The sequence below is a fragment of the Comamonas sp. 23 genome (genome assembly GCF_049601575.1).
In the GTDB taxonomy this organism is placed as follows: domain Bacteria; phylum Pseudomonadota; class Gammaproteobacteria; order Burkholderiales; family Burkholderiaceae_C; genus Comamonas; species Comamonas squillarum.
Genome location: NZ_CP187127.1, coordinates 4,909,653 through 4,928,271, shown reverse-complemented (window position 1 = coordinate 4,928,271; position 18,619 = coordinate 4,909,653). Strand labels below are relative to the sequence as shown.

The following is an 18,619-nucleotide window of genomic DNA, read 5'->3' as shown; positions in this document are numbered from 1 at the left end:
CACAGAGGAAACCACCGCATGGACTGGCAACGCTTTACCCAGCAGCACGGCCGTTTTGCCATCGACTGGCAAGCCGGCGACGGCGCGCTCTACCTGCCGATCACATTGAACTGCTACCGCCCCGAGGGCCTGGCCGCCGATGCACCGGTGGTGCTGGTGCAGCACGGCGTGCTGCGCAATGGCGACGACTACCGCGACTTCTGGATGCCTGCGGCCGACCGCTACGGCCTGCAGATCATTGCGCCGACCTTTGGCAACGCGCACTGGCCCGGCGTGGAGAGCTACAACAACGGCAGCGTCTGGAGCGAAGCGGGCGACCTGCAGCCGCGCGCCTACTGGGCCTACCAGGCGGTGGCGAACCTGGCCCAGCAGCTGCGTGATGCCGGCGTGCTGCGCGGCCAGCCGCTCTACCTGTTTGGCCATTCGGCCGGCGGCCAGTTTGTGCACCGCCTGGTCAGCACCCTGGGCGCGGCCGGCTTTGCCGGCGTGGCAGCGGGCAACCCGGGCTGGTACACCTTGCCCGATGTCCAGCAGGACTTTCCACAAGGCCTGGCCGGCATTGGCCTGGCCGATGGGGCGCTGGCCCAGCTGCTGCGCACCCCACTGGTCATTTTGGCGGGCGACCGCGACACCGATACCCAGGACCCGAACCTGCCGGCCGAGCCCGCCGCACTGCGCCAGGGCCCGCACCGCTTTGCCCGCGCCCACCACTACTACGCAGCGGGCCAGCAGGCGGCAGACCGGCTGGGGCTGCCGCTGGCCTGGCAACTGCATGAGGTCGCCGGCATCGGCCATGACGGCGAGGCCATGAGCCATGTCTGCGCCCACCTATGGTTTGAAGGGCGCATGCCCGATGCGGACTGGCTGGCCCCCTGGGCCGGCCGGGTCACCGCCTGATCTCCTATCACTTTTCGACAAGACCCAAGGAACAACGATGCAAGCAACAACGCAACAACTGGTGGATGGCATCTCGGAATGGATGCGCTGCGAATCGCCATCGAACAACCCCGCCTCGATCGCCCGCATGGTCGAGATGATGCGTGCCCAGGCCGCCGCCGCTGGCCTGCGCGCCACGGTGATCGAGACCCAGGCCGAAGGCAAGCAAGGGCTGGGCCCGGTGCTGCCCGTGCTGCACATCACCAACCGCGCCGAGGGCGACACCCGTGAAGGCCTGCTGATCCTGGGCCACTCGGACACCGTGCACCCCATCGGCATGCTGGCCGACAACCCGATCCGCATCGAAGGCGACCGCCTCTATGGCCCCGGCGGCTACGACATGAAGGCTGGCATCTACCTGGCACTGACCGCGATGAGCGCCGTGGCCACGCCGGGCAGCACGCCGCTGCCGGTGGACCTGCTGGTCGTGCCCGACGAGGAAACCGGCAGCCACGCATCGCGCAAGCACATCGAGGCCTTTGCCCGCCATGCCCGCTACTGCCTGGTGGCCGAACCTGCCCGCGCCAACGGTGGCCGCTGCGTCACCGCCCGCAAGGGCACCGGCATGCTGCGCCTGGGCGTCAAGGGCCTGGCATCGCATGCGGGTGTGGCCCATGACAAGGGCCGCAGCGCGATCCGCGAGATGGCGCACCAGATCCTGGCGCTCGAAGCGATGACCGACTACCAGAGGGGTGTGACCGTGAGCGTGGGCACCATCGAAGGCGGCACCACCACCAACACCGTGCCGGCCTTCTGCAAGTGCGTGGTCGATTTCCGCCTGCCCGATCTGCAGGCCGCCGATGAGCTGGTGGGCAAGATGCGTGCGCTGCGCCCCGTGGGCGAGGGCCTGACGCTCGATATCGATGTCGAAGTGAACCGCCCTCCGATGGTCAAGGACGCCCGCGCCGAAGCGCTGCTGGCCAAGGCCCAGCAATCAGCCCGCGAAGCCGGCTTTGCGCTGGAAGAAGCGCCCCCTACCGGCGGCGGCAGCGATGCCAACTTCACCTCGGCCATGGGCGTGCCATCACTCGATGGCCTGGGAGCCGATGGCGACGGCGCCCATACGGTGTATGAGCACATTCTGGTGTCCACCCTGGAGATGCGGGCGCGCTTCTGGTTGCATCTGCTGACCCACCTGGACTAAGACCAGGGGCTGGCCCCAGATGCGGGTCAGCCTTGCTCGCGAGGTGATCCCTTGAACTGCACGGGCTGGGTGCGCCCACCCTTGCGGCGCACCACCACGGTGCCGGCGATCTTGTCGTGCCAGCCCTGCTTGCGCGGGTCAAAGGCCACCCAGATGAGGCCGAGGCACAGCGGCACGATGGACACAAAATAGCCGAGGTAGCGGACCACCGATTGGCCCAGGCCCATCGCCTCTCCCGTCTCGGCATCCACTATCTCGGCCCCTATCAGCATCTTGCCCGGCGTGGCCCGCAGCTTGTGCCACAGCCAGATGCAGGCCACTGCGGGCAGCACCCAGCTGATCAGCACATCGGCGGGGCCCTGCACCAGGCCTTCGGCCATGAAGTAGTCCCAGCCGTATATCGCCACCAGGGCCGGTGTGATGATGACGAGCAACACCACCGTGTCGATCAAAGCTGCCCCGACGCGCGCCCAAAAGCCGACATATTCCAGATCGCTGTTATCCATTTTTTGCTCCACTGAGTGGCGCCATCTTAGGCCTGTCCGGTAAAGCCGAGGTGACAAGACCTGGGCGCGCCATGGCAAGATGCAGGCTATCTTCACTGCCCGAGAGCGCACCATGGCACCACCGAATCCCGAGCTCCGCATGGCCCCCGATATGTGGGCCTTTGAGGCTCTCTACGCCCAGCCCGCGATGCTGGATGGCGAAACCCTGCGGGCCGCGCTGGCCGAGCGCCTGGGGGCGGTGGGCCTGGTCGCAGATGGCGACACCATCTTGCTGGCGCTGCGCGACTACTGCGTGGACTACAGCGACAAAAAGGGCGTGCCCAGCGAGGTCGCGATCATCCGCGCAGGCGAGCCGATGGCGCCCACCGATTACGCCAGCGCGCTGGAGCAGACTTGGGACTGGCCCGAAAAGGAAAGCGCGCTGGCCCAGTGCCAGCACTGCGTGCTGGTGAGCGAGTTCATGGGTAGAGGCCTTTCTGTGCCCGAGCGGCTGGAGATCCTGCAAGCGGTCATGCATGTGCTGATCGAGAACGGGGGCGTCACTGCCATCAGCCAGACCAATGCCGGCTGCCTGCTGAACCCGCAGCGCTATCTGCAGGCCCATGCCGAAGGCTTTGTCTACTACGGCGTCGTCAATGTGCGCTTTTTCAACATCAGCAACCGCCCCGGCGAGATGCTGATGGACAGCCTGGGCGGCGCCACCTTTGGCGTGCCCGATGTGCAGCTGCTGTTCTCCGAGATGGACCCCGCCGAAGTCTCACGCTTTGTGTTCAATACCAGCGTCTACCTGGTCGAGCACGGCAATGTGATTGCCGACGGCCACACGGTGGCCGGCATCGATGGCCACAGCAAATGGGCCTGCAAGCACCTCGATGCGCTGGTCGAGCCCGATCGGCTGGTGGTGGATATTGATCCACACCCCGCTGAGGGGGCCGGGCAGGGAGGCTAAGGCTTAGAGTCGCTTTTTTACAGGTCTCGAAAGGGCCCAGAGCCGCAATCAGCTTCTTCGTCGACTGATAGTGTTGGACCCAACCCACCGCGTGGTATGGATAGGAGCAGCGCGCAGCCGCAAGTTGTATTGATGCACATTGTTGAAATTACGCACCCGAACAAAGCCATTGTCTTCATCGGAGTAATTTTTGGAAATCTATCTTAGGGATCCTCTGCAAAACCGCTGAATTCAGACTGGCCAGTTAGCTCACAGCCGATTTGCCCGCTTATGCGCGGTTTTGCAGCCAAGCTTCTACCCGCATCTGCGGCTTTTTGCCCTTTTGGGCCATCTGCAGGCGCACTCAGGCCTGCATCCTCATCAACTGCTCTCGCACCAGCCACAGGTTGGCCAGCGCAAACATCGTTTGGAGCTTGTTGTCGTTCTTGGCGATGCCCCGGTAGCGCACCTTACTGAACCCAAACTGCTGCCCGGCGATGCGAAACGGGTGTTCCACCTTGGCTCGCATGCTGGCCTTGGTTTGCTCGTATTTCTCTTTTAGCATTCCCAGCTCGGTGCCCAAGTCCAGCTTCTTGCGCAGCCCTTTGCGCATGGCAATGTGCCAGGTCACTTGGCTCTTTGCCGCCTCTGCGCGTTTGTCCACGCCTTGGTAACCGCTGTCGCCCAGCGCATGTCTCTCTTGCCCATGCAAGAGACTATGGGCATGCGATACATCGGCTTCGTTGCCTGGTGTTGAAACGACGGTGTGCACCAGGCCCGAGTTGCTATCGACACCGATATGGCACTTCATCCCAAAGTGCCACTGGTTGCCCTTCTTGCTCTGGTGCATCTCAGGGTCCCGCTCACCGCCTGCATTCTTGGTGGAGCTGGGAGCTGCAATCAGGGTGGCATCGACCACGGTGCCGTGTCTCAAGAGCAGGTTCTTGTCTGTCAGGATGGCGTTGACCAGCGCCAGGATCTGCAAGCCCAGCTGGTGAGTCTCCAAGAGGCGACGGAACCGCAAGATAGTGCTCTCATCGGGCATGGTGCTGATGCCCGGATCGAGCCTGGCAAAGCTGGCGAAGACGGGGGTGTCGTAGAGCGCTTCTTCCACTGCCGGGTCCGAGAGGTTGAACCACTGCTGCAGCAGGTGGATACGCAGCATGGACTCGACTGCAAATGCGGGCCTGCCGGTAGCTTTGGGCGGGCTGTGTGACTCAATGAGTGTCACCAGCTCGTGCCAGGGAACGACCAAGTCCATCTCGTCCAAGAACTCACGCTTGCGCGTGCGTTTGGACTTCTTCTCGAATCCGGTAGCCAGGCTCATTTGCTTCATGCGCGGATCATCCCATGCGGTGGGGCGGGCTGGGACTTTTGCAGAGTTTCCTTAGTTGGGGTTTTTGCTGCTAAGGCGTAACTGGTAGGACTAGTTATATTTTCGATTGGGTCTCATCAATTCCCCGAGTACTATCTCCGAACAGATTTTTTTGTAGCCCTGCCGGTCTACTTCCTCTGAAGGTTTGTATTCCGGCAAGGTACAAATGTACAGTGAACTAATGAGAACTTAGGTTTTAAAAGGATGCTAATGATAATTCAATGCTAATTAGTTAAGATTTCAACATTGGGATGAATTGCCAAATATGGTGTTAACGTCTGAATCGTAGTTTTTACTCTATTTGAGTTGTTGTGATAGCATCCATAATTATTATTATCAATATAGCCGGAAACCACACCCACAGCATTTCCATTGGATGCAGTTCGATCAGTAGGGTAAACAACTGGGCCACCAGAGTCCCCAGGCTCACTGCAAAATGAAGCAATAGTAAGTCTCAAAGCCCGACCATTTCGGTTGACAGCAGTATTAACCGATTCTACCAATCCGCAGCGTCTTCCGGAAATCTTGCCATCTGCACATAACGAAGATCCGCGCATTGCATTAGTTATTGGTATGACAGGCTTCACGGTTCGCCCCACTGCATGCCCTGGGATTAGGTTGAAAGCCTCATTCACATTGCCAAACAGAACGCCATCAATGTTATTTCTATAATATGTATTGGCCAAAAAATCGCCTATATATGCTCCCATGCGTGGATTTCGAAAACCTCCAGAGTCTATATATACTGCTTCTGTGTCATCCACTATTTCGCAATGCCCTGCAGTTACCACTACCCCAATAGATGTGCCTTTTAATTTGGCATTGAATCCCGAAGTGCAGCCACCTTTAAATAAATTAGAGCTAGGTGGCGTTCCTCGATTTGCGATTACGATAGGGGATCCACTAGGTAGTGAAGGCTTTGCACTTGGCCTTTCAGGTGCATCTTGATTTTCAAAGACGATCATATCAAAATTATATTTTTCTACACTAAATAATAATTGAATATTTTTGATATTGAGTGATTTTGTGCTAAGTACAATTTTATTTCGTCTTGGGTCGACATCTAGGGAGAATATTAGGACGTCCCCATCTGCATCCTTTAGGGTAAAAAATTTATCGATGATTTTTTCTTTTAATTCGTTGAGCTGTTTTAAAGTATATTTAGCCGAGACAATTTTCAAGTTGGTTTCTTCTTTGTATCTTTTATGAACTATGATTTCATCGGTGACTGCAAGAACTTGATATGCTTTTCCTTCTGAATCATGCTCAATCCAAGTCCCTGCATAAAGATCACTTATCTCGGATTTGAATTTTTCCTCATTCGCATTGGCAGCTAACACGATTTTTTGATTTTCATTCACTGCGTCTTCGGAAAGGCCTGCATTTTTCAAAGCTTGAGATTTTGAAATAAATGGCTCTGTGTTTTGAGCGGATGCATTGAAAGATATAAGTGTATTCAAGAGGGCTATCGCAAAAGCATTTGAAAATAAAATTCTTTTCACAAGCAAACTCCTTGAAAATGATGAATGTCAGCCTAGTTGGGATTTGTGGGAGTATCCAAAAAATTTGTGTTTCTTTGGAGTTTTGATCATATGTTGGTGAAGTTGCTAGCGTCAAGCATTTTTAACACACTTCAAAAAATGGTTCCTAAGGGTACATGTTCTTTTATTTGTTAATATTCAGAAAAACAATATTTCTATAGTTTCTCGTTTATTTCGTCATATTTATGCCAAAAAAGCCGATCACCAAGGCATATTCAGATGAAAAGTATACGGAGTGTGCAAAGAATAAAGAGTGAGTAGAGAGATCACCTGAGCCGAAAGCGCAGCTAACGAAAGGAGACAAGCTTCGGTGCGGTGTTTCAGTATGTTTTTCAAATGGGCCTGTCTGAGAACTTGGTTCCTACGCTTTAGCAACTTAGAGGACCCCACCGAAGTCTCGCGCTTTGTGTTCAATACCAGCGTCTACCAGGTCGAGCACGGCGAAGTCATCGCCGATGGCCATAGCAAATGAGCCTGCAAGCACCTGGATGCGCTGGTCGAGCCGGAGGGGCTGGGCAGGGCGACTAAGGCTTAGGCCGGCGTGTAACTGCCGGTGCCATGGGGCCAGGTCGTCAGCACCTCATGGCCATCGGGCGTCACCGCCACCATGTGCTCCCACTGCGCCGACAGCGAATGGTCCTGGGTCACGACGGTCCAGCCATCGGCCAAGGTCTTGACCTGGCGCTTGCCGGCATTGAGCATCGGCTCGATCGTGAACAGCATGCCCGCCTCTAGCACCAGCCCCTCGCCCGGGTTGCCGTAGTGCAGCACATTGGGGGCATCGTGGTAGGTTTGGCCTATCCCATGGCCGCAGAACTCGCGCACCACGCCAAAGCCTGCCCCTTTGGCCACCGTCTCGATCGCATGTCCGATATCGCCCAAGGTGGCGCCCGGCCGCACCTGGGCAATCCCCGCGCGTAATGCCTCGTAAGTCGTCTCGACCAGTCGTTTGGCCAGAATGCTGGGCGTGCCGACAAAGTACATGCGGCTGGTGTCGCCAAACCAGCCATCCTGGATGACGGCCACATCGATATTGACGATGTCGCCCTTTTTCAGAATCCGGTCCTCGGACGGAATGCCGTGGCAGACGACATGGTTCACCGAGGTGAGGATGGTCTTGGGATAGCCCTGGTAGCCCAGATTGGCCGGCACCGCCTTTTGCACGTTCACGATGTAGTCGTGGCAAATGGCATCCAGCGCCGCGGTGCTGACCCCCGGCACCACATGGGGCGCAATCATCTCCAGCACCTCGGCCGCCAGCTGCGCCGCCTGACGCGCACGGGCCAGCTCGCTCGCCGTATGCACCGGCGTGATGCTTTGCGTCATGCCGCCATCCTTGCCTTGGCAACCAGCGCATTGATATCTAGGCCGCCGTCCAGCTCCGCCTGCACCAGCACCTGGCAGATCGCGCGGTGGTCCAGATCAGGGTACATCTCGGCAAGCATGCCCACCCGCATCCAGTGCTCGGCCTGCGCATTGATGGAACGGGAGAGCGCCGCGCCCGCGACCCGCAGATTCTCATGCATAGGGTCGGAAATTTTGACGATGCCCATGACTATCCTCTATAAAACATACGCAGATTGTATATGTTTTATATATTATTCGTTTATGCGCGGTGTGTGTGGCGATGTCGGTATCGGCAATAAAGATATATCTTTACAAAAAACCGGCTTGAAATCTTCCATTGAAAGATATATCTTAGATGCATCTTAGTAAAGGAACACAGATGCCACATCCCCATCACCACTTTCAGCACCACCCCCACCTCTGCAGCCCCCGTGGCCGCCATATGGGCGAAGAGGGCGGCCCTGGCCGGGGCCCACGCCACCATGGCAATGGCCCGGGCCACGGCCCGCACGACCATGGCCATGGCCATGGCCATGGCCACGGGCCAGATGCTGCGCGCCACCTGGCGCACAAGCGTGAGCGCATGTTCGAGGCTGGCGGCCTCAAGCTGCTGGCGCTGCATTTGATTGGCCAGCAACCCAGCCATGGCTACGACGTGATCCGCGCCGTGGGCGAGCTGGTGGGCGGCGACTACCAGCCCAGCCCCGGCACGATCTACCCGACCTTGAGCTACCTGGTGGACATGGGCCATGCAACCGCCAGCGAATCCGAAGGCGGGCGCAAGCGCTACACCATCACCGCCGAAGGCGAGCAGGCCCTCGCCGAGCAGGCCGATGCGCTGCAGCTGCTGCTGACGCGCCTGGCCCGTGGCAAGGACCGCGATGCCCGCCAGCGCCCGCCGCAGCTGGTGCGCGCGATCGAGAACTTCAAGATGGCCCTGCGCCTGAAGATGGCCGGCGACGGCGAGACGGCGCTGTCGGCCGAGCAGATCGACAAGATGGCCGCGCTGCTGGACGAGGCCGCTCTGAAGATCGAAAAGGCCTGAGCGCGTTCCGGGCCTGTTGCCCGGCCGCCGCAAAGCTTGCGCCATATCGTGTCGCCAGGCCCTGGGCCGGGGTATGCTCGGTAGCTATCCATCCTCCGGGATGACAACCTCTACCGAGCAAGACCATGCAACGACGCCACTTTGTAGCCGCCACCCTGGTCATGGGCAGCGGCTCTGTTTTTGGCCTAGCCGGCTGCGCATCCCGCCAGTCAGCCCATCCCCGTGCCGACCGTGCGCTGCACAAGGCGCTGACCCTGATTGAAGCCCAGAGCGGTGGCCGCCTGGGCGTTTATGCGTTCGATGCCGAGACTGGCGGCGAGGCCGGCTACCGCAGCGATGAGCGTTTTGCCATGTGCAGCACCTTCAAGACCTTGCTGGCCGCGCATGTGCTGTACCTGGGGCAGACGGGGGCGCTGGACCTGGGCCAGCAGGTACGGGTGACTTCGGCCGACATGGTGCCCTATGCGCCGGTGACGGAAAAGTACCAGGACCAGCCCGGTGGCATCAGCCTGCTGGAGCTCTGCGAAGCGATCGTGGTGGTCAGCGACAACGTCGCGGCCAACCTGCTGCTGCGCGCCAGCGGCGGGCCGGAAGCCTTGACGGCCTGGCTGCGCACCCTGGGCGACAAGGCCACGCGCCTGGACCGCATCGAGCCGCTGCTCAACACGGCAGCGCCCGGCGACCCGCGCGACACCACCACGCCGCGTGCGATGCAGGCGACCTTGCAGGCGCTGCTGCTGGGAGATGTGCTCAAGGGCTATGGCCGCGCGATGCTGCAGCAGTGGCTGAGCGACAGCCGCACCGGCGACCAGCGCGTGCGCGCGGGCCTGCCGTCGGAGTGGCGCGTGGGCGGCAAGACTGGTGCCGGTGCCCACAGCACCGCCAATGACTGTCTGATCGCCTGGCCCAATGCCGCCTCGGAAGGCCTGATCATCACAGCCTTCCTGACCGGCGGCGAGCGCACAACGGCGCAAAGCGATGCGGTGATGGCCAAGGTGGGCGCAGCGATTGCGCAATGGCACGCTGCGCTGTAAGCGACGCTACCCCTACGATTTGGCAGCTTGCTGGCGCGGCCCCGCCAGCAAGCCCTTGCACAGCTGCAGCAGCGCCCAGACCAGTACCAGCGGTATCACCAGCGTCTGCAGCGCAAACACCACCATCAAGGTCACCAGCCGCTCGACCTGCTGGTCGAGCTGCTGCTGCAGTTCGCTGAGCTTGTCGCGCAGCGCATCGCCCGGGTTGCGTACGAGATCCTGCACCCCCGATGCCGCCTGGCTGGCCGATTGCTGGGCCTGCTGCCCCCATTGCTTGAAGCGTTCCCACAGGCCGGATGACGGCGTCACGGCGGGGTTGGCCGGCGGGGTCGGCGTTGCTGCGTCCGCACTTGGCGCCTTGGCCGGGGCGCGCACATCAAACTGCTGCAGCTGGCCGACAGCGCCTTCGGTGGCGATCTGGTTTTTCTGGTAGGTGCCAGCCATAAAGTGCTGGAACAGCGCCTCGCTGCCGATGATGGTGACCGGCATTACCAGCCGGGTGAACAGCAGCACCACCAGCAAGCGGCTGAGCCAGGTGGGCACCGCCTGCTGTCGCCAGCGCAGCAGCAGCCAGGCCAGCGCGATGGCGGTAAGCACGCCGGTCACGCCATAGCTGCCACCCATCGATAGCAGCAGCTTTTGCAGGCCAAAGGCAATGCTGGCCCAGAGCATCCAGTCGGCAAACTGCGCCACCAGGTCGCTGATGGGGGCCAGCACCTGACCCAGCGTCAAGGTCAGGCCCACGCCCATCGGCTGCACGGCCAGCTCGGTGCCCTGCAGCACCGAGACGACGCTGTGCAGCGCACGGGCGGTGGCAAAGCTGAGCAGGGAGCGTTGCAGGCCATCATCCACATAGCGGTCGGCCATGGCCTGGAAAGCCGGTAGCCAGCACAGCACAACGGCCAGCACCAGCAGGCTGGCCAGTGCGATCTGGCGGGGCGTCCAACGGGATGCGACCAGGGGGCGCGGAGAGGGGAGCGGTTGGTTCATCGGCGGGCGGCCAGCGGGGTGGCCGTGGGTCGAAGGAACAACCGATTATTCCAGATACATCTGCGCGAGCTTTTGCTGCGCCTTTGCATCCACGCCCAGCACCTTTTCCACATAGTTGGGGATGCTGCCATAGTCCTGCAGCACAGGCTCGATGGCGGCGGTCAGGAAGGGCTCCTGCACCCGCCACAGCACCTGCAGCACTTCCTCGGGGATGTGGGCGGCAGCGGCCACGGCTTCGGCCGGGCGGTGGTAGTAGTCGTTGGTCAGCAGGTAGTCCTGCAGCACGACATCCTGAGGCACACCCAGGGTGGTCAGCAGCAAGGTGGCGGCCCAGCCGGTGCGGTCCTTGCCGGCGGTGCAGTGGAAGACGATGGGCGCATCACTGTCGAGCAGCATCTCGAAGAACTGTGCAAACGGCGCGGCATTGTCGTGGATAAAGCTGCGGTAGGTGTCCTGCATCAGCACGACGGTGTGGTCGGGCGTCAGGCGCTGGCCTTGCTGCATCAGGCTGAAGGCGCGCTGCACAAGCGTTGGCTCAATGGCCAGCGAATGGTGCTGCAGGCCATCGATCGCATAGTGGTCCACGGTTTGCTCGCGCTGGCCGCGAAAATCGGCCGAGCGGGCCACGCCCAGCTCGCGCAGCAGCTGCAGCTGGGACTCGGGGCTGAGCAAGGCCAGGTGGTCAGAGCGGAACAGCTTGCGCCAGCGCACCGTGCGGCCGTCCAGGCCCTGGTAGCCGCCCAGATCGCGGAAATTGGTGGTGCCCGCCAGTGGCAGGTGGCGGCTATGGGCCTGGGGGGTGGCCTCGGAGGTGATGGGTGCAGATTCGGCTTGGATGGGCATGCTTTGTTTATAGCCCATCTGCAAGTCCGGGGTACGACACCAGGGTGTCATCCCTTTGCAGCGCTTTTGAGTGCCGCAGTGCCGGGCGGGCGACTCTGTCTCAACCGTGACGGCCTGGCACGCCGGGCATGGCACCATTTGCCCATGGGTCCTCGCCTGGGGGCCCGCCACCGCTACCGAAGACCGCACCATGGATTTTTCCCTGTCCCCCCAACTGCTGGCACTGCGCGACAAGACCCGCGCGTTTATTGCCGAGCAGGTGATTCCGCTGGAAAACGATGCCCGGCAAAGCCGCCATGGCCCGGATGAGGCGCTGCGCCGCGAGCTGGTCGAGCGCGCCCGCGCGGCCGGCCTGCTTACGCCCCATGCCTCGCGCGAGTTGGGTGGGTTGGGGCTCACGCATGTCGAAAAGGCGGTGGTGTTTGAGGAGGCCGGCTACTCCTGGCTGGGCCCGACGGCACTCAACATCCATGCGCCCGATGAAGGCAATATCCACCTGATGGAGGCGGTGGCCACCCCGGCCCAGCAGGCGCGCTGGCTGCGCCCGCAGGTAGCGGGCCAGCTGCGCTCCTGCTTTGCGATGACCGAGCCGGCGCCCGGTGCCGGATCCGACCCGGCCGCGCTCGCCACCGTGGCGGTGCGCGATGGCGATGACTACCTGATCAGCGGGCAGAAATGGTTCATCACCGGCGCCGAAGGGTCGGACTACGCCATCATCATGGCCCGCACCGAAGACGGCGGCGCCACGATGTTCCTGAGCGATATGGACCAGCCCGGAATCACGCTGGAGCGATCCATGGATGCGATGGATGCCTGCTTTACCGGCGGCCACGGCGTGCTGCGCTTTGACCAGCTGCGTGTGCCCGCCAGTGCCATCCTGGGCGAGGTCGGCAAGGGATTTCGCTATGCCCAGGTGCGCCTGGCGCCCGCGCGGCTGACGCACTGCATGCGTTGGCTGGGCCAGGCCCGGCGCGCGCAGGATGTGGCGCTGGCCTATGCCCGCCGCCGCACCGCCTTTGGCAAGCCGCTGTCCTCGCACGAGGGCGTGGGCTTTATGCTGGCCGACAACGACATGGACCTGCACACCGCGCGCCTGCACATCTGGCACACCGCCTGGCTGCTGGACCAGGGCGAGCAGGGCAGCTACGAGTCGAGCCGGGCCAAGGTCGTCTGCTCCGAGGCCGAATGGCGCGTGGTGGACCGCTGCGTACAGATTTTGGGCGGGCAGGGCGTGACCATGGAAACCCCGGTGATGCGCATCTTCATGGACATGCGCGCCTTTCGCATCTACGACGGCCCCAGCGAGGTGCACCGCTTCAGCATGGCGCGCAAGCTGGTGCAGGCGGCCGAGAAGGATGCGCAGGCCGAGCGCGGTGTGCCGGCGATCATCCAGGCGGTGCCCGCAGCGCCGCGCCCGCTGTGAACGCCGCCTCCAGCCCGCAGGCGCTGGCGCAGCGGCTGCAGCCTTATTTGCAGGACCTGGGTCTGTCGGGTGGCGAGGCGGTCACGGTGAGCGTGCTGGCGGGCGGCCAGTCCAACCCCACCTACAAGCTGCAGCTGGGCGACCGGCAGATGGTGCTGCGCAAGCAACCCGCTGGCAGCCTGGTGGCCGGCGCGCATGCGATTGACCGTGAGCACCAGGTGATGCAGGCCCTGGCCGGCACGGCGGTGCCCGTGCCGCGCATGCTGGCCTATTGCGACGATGCCGAGCTGCTGGGCACGCCGTTCTACCTGATGGATTTTTTGGACGGCCGGGTGCTGGTGGACCCGGCCTTGCCCGGCATGCAGCCGGCCGAGCGCGGCGCGCTGTATGCCGAGATGAACCGCGTGATCGCCGCGCTGCACCAGCTGGACCCGGCCGCGCTGGGCCTGGGCAGCTATGGCCGCGCCGGCGGCTATGTGGCGCGGCAAACCAAGCGCTGGAGCCAGCAGACCCAGCAGTTGCGGGTGCCCGTAGACCCTGCGATGCAGCAGCTGATGGACTGGCTGCCCCAGCATCTGCCCCAGGCCGAAGAGACCACCCTGGTGCATGGCGACTACCGGCTGGACAACCTCGTTTGGCACCGCAGCGAGCCGCAGATCATTGGCGTGCTGGACTGGGAGCTGTCCACCTTGGGCGATCCGCTCGCCGACCTGGCCTACCACGGCATGGCCTGGCGTGTGCCGCCTGCGCTGTGGCGCGGCATGGGTGGTTGTGATCTGGCGGCCTTGGGCATCCCCGACGAGCGCGCCTACCTGGCAATGTATGCCGAGCGCGCGGGCCGCGACCCGGGCCCGTTGTGGGAGTACTACCTCGCCTTCAACCTGTTTCGCATGGCCGCCATCCTCTACGGTATTGCGCAGCGCGCCGCCGATGGCACCGCCGCTGCTGCCGATGCGGCGGCCACAGGCGCCAAGGCCGGCCCGCTGGCAGCGCTGGGCTGGCAATGCGCGCAGGCTTTTGAGCGCGGTTGATCAGCACGCAGAAAAACCGCCACCCGCTGCGGCAGCGGGGCTGGAGCAGTCCCAAAAAGTCGCAAAAAACCCAGGCTGCCGCTGGGCAGACTGGGTGCTGGGATTCAACGATCAGGCATGGCCCTGGGCGGGGTGGTTCACCGACAGGAAATGCTGGACCACCGGGGGCTCGCTGCCTTGGTGGTACTGCGCCACTTCGCTTTGCACATCGGCATCGCTATGGGTGACCCGCTTGTGCTGGCGCAGGTGCTCGGCCCAGGATTCCACCTGGAACCACTCCATGAAGTGGTCCTCGGAGGCGGTGTCCTGCACGATGCCCCAGGCATAGGCGCCATCGCGGCGGCGGGCGGCAGACAGGCGGGCGAGGGCCTTGAGGAAGGGCGCATGGTTGTCCTTGGCCACGTGGTAGCGGATCTGGATCATCACCGGGCCCCGGTCCTTGTCGACGGCGTGGGCGGTCAGTGGCTCGGGCCAGTGGTTGGATGGGACCAGGTCGGCCTCGCCTTCGGGCAGCTTGATGCGGTGGGCGATCAGGCCCATCACGACCAGGCCGGCAGCGCCCACCAGCAAGGTGCTGGGTACACCCAGCGCCTTGGCGGTAAAGCCCCAGCTCAGGCTGCCGAAGGTCATCGCGCCGTTGAACACGGTGAGGTAGACGGCCAGCGCACGGCCCCGCACCCAGTTGGGCAAGATGGCCTGGGCGACACCGTTGAGCGTGGTGAGCGCGGTGATCCAGGACTGGCCCAGCAGCAGCAGTGCTAGCACGGCAGCCCATTGGGGCGGCGACATCGCCAGGAAGGCCATCACGGCAGCCGACACCAGGGCCGACATCAGCAGCAGGCCATCGGAAGACAGGCGGGCACGCAGCTTGGGCAGCAGGAAGGCACCGCCAATGGCGCCGACACCAACGGCGCCCAGCAGCACACCGTAAAAGCCTGCCCCACCGCCCAGCAGCTGGCGGGCCACCAGGGGCAGCAGCGCCCAGACCGAGCTGGCCAGTGCAAAGAACAGGAAGGCACGCAGCAGCACCACATGCAGCTCGCGGCTGGAGCGGGCATAGCGCAGGCCGGCACGGAAGGCGCCGGCAAAGCGCTCGCTCAGGTCGTCCTGCTCGGCCTTGGGGCGCGGCCACCACAACAACGCAGCAATCACAAAGGCGTAGCTGATCACATCCACCCCATAGGTGACCGAGGCACCCAGGCCCGCCAGCACCACACCACCCAAAGCCGGGCCAATGGCGCGGGCAATATTGATGCCCAGCGAGTTGAGCGCGACGGCCGACTTGAGATCCCGCTTGGCGACCAGCTCGGGCACTATGGCCTGCCAGGTCGGGCCCATCAGTGCGGCGCCAATGCCACCCAGAAAGGTCAGTGCCACGAGCGAGCCCACCGTCTGCATGCCCATCGCCGACAGGGTCATCAAGGTAATGCTGACGCAGGCGAGCAGCACCTGGATGGCGATCAGAAACTTGCGGCGGTCCAGGATGTCGGACAGCACGCCCGCCGGTATCGCCAGCAAAAAGGCCGGGGCCGAGGCTGCCGCCTGCACCAGGGCGACTGCGGTGGGCGAGGACGAGAGGTCGGTCATCAGCCAGGCGCTGGCCACATCGCGCACAAAGCTGCCGGTGTTGCCGACGACGGTGGCGATCCACAGCACGGCAAACAGTTTTTGCTGCAAGGGGGCAAAGCTGCCGCCGGCGGGCTGGGCCGGGGCCGCGGGCGGCGCCGGGGGATGGTCGGGATGGGGGTGGTTCATGGCAGGTCTCGGATCAGCAGAATTTGAAAAGGGGGGCAGGCTCGCTCAGGACATCCAGCAGGAGCAGCCCAGTGCACCAAAGAAGCCTTGCATGTCGGAGGCCGGTACTTGGGACGCCCAGGCATTGGCATGCTGGTGACCGTGCATGCCGCATTGGCTGCCGCAGCCGCAGCCAGCAGCCAGGCTGCGGTAGCGCGCGGGGTTCAGCGAGTTTTTGCCAGCGCCTTCGGGCTCGCCCCAGGCGCCATAGCCACCAAAGCGGCGCACGGGCGACCAGTCGGGCATCGCAGGGGGCAGGGGGTTGTCGTCATGGCGGGCAAAGCTGCCTGCGCCATACACCACCCGGCCACCTACGACGGTCAGGTCGGAGGTGAGGAAGGAGATCTCATCCTCAGGCACCTGGAAATAGTCCTTGCTCGGCACGATCAGGTCGGCAAACTGGCCCACCTGGATGCGGCCACGCGCACCTTCCTCGTTGGAGAACCAGGCCACGTTCTCGGTCCACATGCGCAGGGCGGTTTCGCGGTCCAGCAGGTTGCGCTCGGGGTACATCTGCATGCCGCCGACGGACTTACCGGTCACCATCCAGGACAGCGACACCCATGGGTTGTACGAGGCCACGCGGGTGGCATCGGTGCCCGCAGAGACCTTGACGCCTTTTTCCAGGATTTTCTTGACCGGCGGCGTGGCTTCCATCGCCTTGTGGCCATAGCGCTCGGCAAAGTACTCGCCCTGGTAGGCCATGCGGTGCTGCACGGCAATGCCGCCGCCCAGCGCAGCGATGCGGTCGATCGAGCGGTCGGAGATGGTTTCGGCGTGGTCAAAGAACCAGTTCAGGCCGTCGATGGGTGTTTCCTGGTGCACCTTTTCGAACACATCGAGCGCGCGGCTGATGGTCTCGTCATAGGTGGCATGCAGGCGCCAGGGCCATTGGTTCTGGACCAGCACGCGCACCACATCTTCCAGCTCGGTCTCCATCTGCGGCGGCATGTCGGGGCGGGGCTGGCGAAAGTCTTCAAAGTCAGCGGCCGAGTACACCAGCATTTCGCCCGCGCCGTTGTGGCGGAAGTAGTCGTTGCCCTGCTTGTACTTGACCGACTGCGTCCACTGCAGAAAGTCGTCCTTCTCTTCCTTGGGCTTTTGCGTGAACAGGTTGTAGGCCAGGCGCACGGTGATCTGGCCTTGCTGGTTCAGTTCTTCGATGACCTGGTAGTCATCGGGGTAGTTCTGCGATCCACCACCGGCGTCGATGACACCGGTCACGCCCAGGCGGTTGAGCTCGCGCATGAAGTGGCGCGTGGAGTTGACCTGGTACTCGAAGGGCAGCTTGGGGCCCTTGGCCAGGGTGGAATAGAGGACGGTGGCATTGGGCTTGGCCAGCAGCAGGCCCCGCGGGTTGCCCTGGCTGTCGCGCACAATCTCGCCGCCCGGTGGCTGGGGCGTGTCGCGGTGGTAGCCCACGGCGCGCAGCGCAGCGGCGTTGAGCAGGGCGCGGTCATACAGGTGCAGCAGGAACACGGGCGTGTCCGGCGCAATCGCATTGATCTCGGCCAGGGTCGGCAGGCGCTTTTCGACAAACTGGTGCTCGCTAAAGCCGCCCACCACGCGCACCCATTGCGGCGCCGGCGTGATCGCCACCTGCTGGCGCAGCATCTCCAGCGCATCGGCGAGCGACCGCACCCCATCCCAGCGCAGCTCCATGTTGAAGTTCAGACCGCCGCGAATCACATGGGTGTGGTTGTCGAACAGGCCGGGCAGCGCGCTGCGGCCTTGCAGGTCGATCTTGCGGGTGCCGCTGGCAGCCAGCGCCAGCACCTCTGCATCACTGCCCACCGCGACAAACTTGCCATCGCGGATGGCCACAGCGCTGGCCGTGGGCTGGGCCTTGTTCAAGGTGGTAAAGCGGCCGTTGTGAAAAATGGTGTCGGGGCTGGAGGTGGTCATGGCAGTGGCGTGCGGGGTGGGTGGTGCGGGGAGGCCAGCGGGGGTGGGGGGGCTACCCCACCACAAACAAGGCAATTAAACAGCGGGCTTGGGGCCGATGGTGTTGCCGTGCTGCGCACGCTCTGGGGATTTGTGCACCATCGTGTACGCATAGTCCACGCCCATGCCATAGGCACCGGAGTGTTCGCGCACGATGTCCATCACCGCGTCATAGGTCTCGCGCTTGGCCCAGTCACGTTGCCATTCCAGCAGCACCTGCTGCCAGGTGACGGGCACCACACCAGCCTGCACCATGCGCTGCATCGCCTGGTTGTGCGCTTCGAGCGAGGTGCCGCCCGAGGCATCAGCCACCATGTAGATCTCGTAGCCGGCGTCATGCATGGCGCTAAGTGCAAAGGTGGTGTTGCAGACCTCGGTCCACAGGCCCGAGACGATGATCTTCTTGTGGCCCTTGGCAACGTTGGCGGCCAGCGCATCACGCACATTCTGGTCGTCCCAGGAGTTCATCGACGTGCGCTCCAGGATGGGGTTGCTGGGGAATACGTTCAGCAGCTCTGGGTAGGTGTGGCCCGAGAAGCTGTGGGTCTCGACCGTCGTGATCGTCGTCGGCACGCCAAACACCTGGGCCGCCTTGGCCAGGCCCACCACGTTGTTCTTCAGCGTCTGGCGGTCGATGGACTGCACGCCAAAGGCCATCTGGGGCTGCTGGTCGATGAAGATCATCTGGCTGTTGGCGGGGGTCAGGACTTCGAGGAAAGATTTGTTGGTCATGGTGCG

At 62.8% G+C, this 18,619-nt stretch carries 17 protein-coding genes; 7 read left to right on the top strand and 10 right to left on the bottom strand.

Going from position 1 to position 18,619, the window contains the following annotated elements; translation table 11 throughout:
- Positions 1-18 precede the first annotated feature (18 nt).
- Together ACPEE1_RS22250 and ACPEE1_RS22245 are read left to right on the top strand one after the other, a co-directional pair.
- The gene (locus ACPEE1_RS22250) at positions 19-897 is read left to right on the top strand and encodes an alpha/beta hydrolase (protein ID WP_423934887.1); all 879 of its coding nucleotides are present in this window, start codon (positions 19-21) and stop codon (positions 895-897) included.
- A gap of 37 nt (positions 898-934) precedes the next feature.
- On the top strand, positions 935-2,080 hold the full coding sequence (locus ACPEE1_RS22245) for a M20 family metallopeptidase (RefSeq protein ID WP_182344577.1): 1,146 nt from the start codon (positions 935-937) through the stop codon (positions 2,078-2,080).
- 26 nt (positions 2,081-2,106) lie between these two features.
- Here the strand turns inward: ACPEE1_RS22245 and ACPEE1_RS22240 are convergent, their stop codons facing one another.
- Complete coding sequence (locus ACPEE1_RS22240) at positions 2,107-2,586, bottom strand: RDD family protein (RefSeq protein ID WP_116925537.1); 480 nt, start codon at positions 2,584-2,586, stop codon at positions 2,107-2,109.
- Positions 2,587-2,698: 112 nt separating this feature from the next.
- On the opposite strand from ACPEE1_RS22240, the gene ACPEE1_RS22235 reads away from it, so the two are divergent.
- On the top strand, positions 2,699-3,535 hold the full coding sequence (locus ACPEE1_RS22235) for a DUF4261 domain-containing protein (protein WP_423934886.1): 837 nt from the start codon (positions 2,699-2,701) through the stop codon (positions 3,533-3,535).
- A 343-nt stretch (positions 3,536-3,878) separates the two neighbouring features.
- Here ACPEE1_RS22235 and ACPEE1_RS22230 read toward each other — a convergent pair whose 3' ends face one another.
- The 4 genes from ACPEE1_RS22230 to ACPEE1_RS22215 form a co-directional block, all read right to left on the bottom strand.
- Positions 3,879-4,850, bottom strand: coding sequence for an IS5 family transposase (locus ACPEE1_RS22230; protein WP_116927873.1), 972 nt, complete (start codon positions 4,848-4,850; stop codon positions 3,879-3,881).
- 263 nt (positions 4,851-5,113) lie between these two features.
- Positions 5,114-6,391 carry a S1 family peptidase gene (locus ACPEE1_RS22225; protein WP_260718659.1) on the bottom strand — a complete coding sequence of 426 codons (1,278 nt, stop codon included), beginning with the start codon at positions 6,389-6,391 and terminating at the stop codon, positions 5,114-5,116.
- A 570-nt stretch (positions 6,392-6,961) separates the two neighbouring features.
- Positions 6,962-7,756: a type I methionyl aminopeptidase gene (map, locus tag ACPEE1_RS22220; protein WP_116926017.1), complete on the bottom strand. Its 795-nt coding sequence runs from the start codon at positions 7,754-7,756 to the stop codon at positions 6,962-6,964.
- On the bottom strand, positions 7,753-7,983 hold the full coding sequence (locus ACPEE1_RS22215) for a ParD-like family protein (RefSeq protein ID WP_423934885.1): 231 nt from the start codon (positions 7,981-7,983) through the stop codon (positions 7,753-7,755). Before ACPEE1_RS22215 ends, map begins: the two co-directional genes overlap by 4 nt.
- A 173-nt stretch (positions 7,984-8,156) precedes the next feature.
- On the opposite strand from ACPEE1_RS22215, the gene ACPEE1_RS22210 reads away from it, so the two are divergent.
- Positions 8,157-8,822, top strand: coding sequence for a PadR family transcriptional regulator (locus ACPEE1_RS22210; protein ID WP_133248140.1), 666 nt, complete (start codon positions 8,157-8,159; stop codon positions 8,820-8,822).
- Between the two features lie 125 nt (positions 8,823-8,947).
- Complete coding sequence (bla, locus tag ACPEE1_RS22205; RefSeq protein WP_116926020.1) at positions 8,948-9,856, top strand: class A beta-lactamase; 909 nt, start codon at positions 8,948-8,950, stop codon at positions 9,854-9,856.
- A gap of 12 nt (positions 9,857-9,868) precedes the next feature.
- On the opposite strand, the gene ACPEE1_RS22200 is transcribed toward bla, so the two are convergent.
- A complete protein-coding gene (locus ACPEE1_RS22200; protein ID WP_116926021.1) occupies positions 9,869-10,846 on the bottom strand; it encodes a hypothetical protein in 978 nt (325 codons plus the stop codon).
- A 45-nt stretch (positions 10,847-10,891) separates the two neighbouring features.
- On the bottom strand, positions 10,892-11,689 hold the full coding sequence (locus ACPEE1_RS22195) for a tyrosine-protein phosphatase (RefSeq protein WP_116926193.1): 798 nt from the start codon (positions 11,687-11,689) through the stop codon (positions 10,892-10,894).
- Between the two features lie 190 nt (positions 11,690-11,879).
- Here ACPEE1_RS22195 and ACPEE1_RS22190 point away from each other — a divergent pair, with 190 nt between their 5' ends.
- Together ACPEE1_RS22190 and ACPEE1_RS22185 are read left to right on the top strand one after the other, a co-directional pair.
- A complete protein-coding gene (locus ACPEE1_RS22190) occupies positions 11,880-13,112 on the top strand; it encodes an acyl-CoA dehydrogenase family protein (RefSeq protein ID WP_423934884.1) in 1,233 nt (410 codons plus the stop codon).
- Positions 13,109-14,143 carry a phosphotransferase family protein gene (locus tag ACPEE1_RS22185; protein WP_423934883.1) on the top strand — a complete coding sequence of 345 codons (1,035 nt, stop codon included), beginning with the start codon at positions 13,109-13,111 and terminating at the stop codon, positions 14,141-14,143. Before ACPEE1_RS22190 ends, ACPEE1_RS22185 begins: the two co-directional genes overlap by 4 nt.
- A gap of 111 nt (positions 14,144-14,254) precedes the next feature.
- Here the strand turns inward: ACPEE1_RS22185 and ACPEE1_RS22180 are convergent, their stop codons facing one another.
- The 3 genes from ACPEE1_RS22180 to ACPEE1_RS22170 form a co-directional block, all read right to left on the bottom strand.
- On the bottom strand, positions 14,255-15,898 hold the full coding sequence (locus ACPEE1_RS22180; protein ID WP_116926024.1) for an MFS transporter: 1,644 nt from the start codon (positions 15,896-15,898) through the stop codon (positions 14,255-14,257).
- A 45-nt stretch (positions 15,899-15,943) separates the two neighbouring features.
- Positions 15,944-17,842 (bottom strand): amidohydrolase, encoded by a 1,899-nt coding sequence (locus tag ACPEE1_RS22175; RefSeq protein ID WP_423934882.1) that lies wholly within the window; start codon positions 17,840-17,842, stop codon positions 15,944-15,946.
- Between the two features lie 75 nt (positions 17,843-17,917).
- A complete protein-coding gene (locus ACPEE1_RS22170; RefSeq protein ID WP_116926026.1) occupies positions 17,918-18,613 on the bottom strand; it encodes a hydrolase in 696 nt (231 codons plus the stop codon).
- Positions 18,614-18,619 lie beyond the last annotated feature (6 nt).